This window comes from Paracraurococcus lichenis (assembly GCF_030657435.1).
Taxonomy (GTDB): Bacteria; Pseudomonadota; Alphaproteobacteria; order Acetobacterales; family Acetobacteraceae; genus Paracraurococcus; species Paracraurococcus lichenis.
This window is the reverse complement of the sequence record NZ_JAUTWS010000484.1, coordinates 1-457: the sequence shown is the minus strand read 5'-3', so window position 1 is coordinate 457 and position 457 is coordinate 1. Positions and strand designations below refer to the sequence as shown.

Annotated in this window: 2 protein-coding genes; both read left to right on the top strand. The window is 67.2% G+C overall.

What is annotated here, in order from left to right:
- Positions 1 to 159, top strand: a complete 159-nt coding sequence (gene tnpB, locus Q7A36_RS42035; protein ID WP_370655823.1) for an IS66 family insertion sequence element accessory protein TnpB — start codon at positions 1 to 3, stop codon at positions 157 to 159.
- An 11-nt stretch (positions 160 to 170) separates the two neighbouring features.
- Positions 171 to 457, top strand: a 287-nt coding sequence (locus Q7A36_RS40900; RefSeq protein WP_305109494.1) for a transposase, incomplete at its 3' end; no start/stop codon positions are given.

Sequence of the window (457 nt, the reverse complement as noted above, 5' to 3'; positions counted from 1 at the left end):
ATCTGGAAGCAGCTCGAGGGTGGCGCGTTCCGCTGGCCACCGATCACCGACGGCTGCGTTCGTCTGTCTGCTGTGCAGTTCGCGGCCTTGTTTGCTGGTCTTGACTTTTCACGCGTGGAGGCGGCGAGACGGATTCCCACACCGACCGCGGCGGCGTAGACTGCCGGCCGATGCGTGACGACGGCGATCCGGCGCATACCCTACCCAACGACCCTGCAGTATTGCAGGCGATGTTGCTGGCCGCCCTGGCCGAGCGCGACAGCGCCGTAGCTGAGCGGGACGCGCTGGCGGAGCGGAACGAGCATCTGAAGCACCAGCTGCAGAAGCTGCAGCGCATGCAGTTCGGCCCGCGCTCGGAGCGGCTGCCTGAGGATCAGCTCCAGTTCGCCTTCGAGGAGGCCGAGGCCTCACTCGCCAGCAACGAGGCCGAGGCCGAGAAGCGCTCGCCCGATCAACG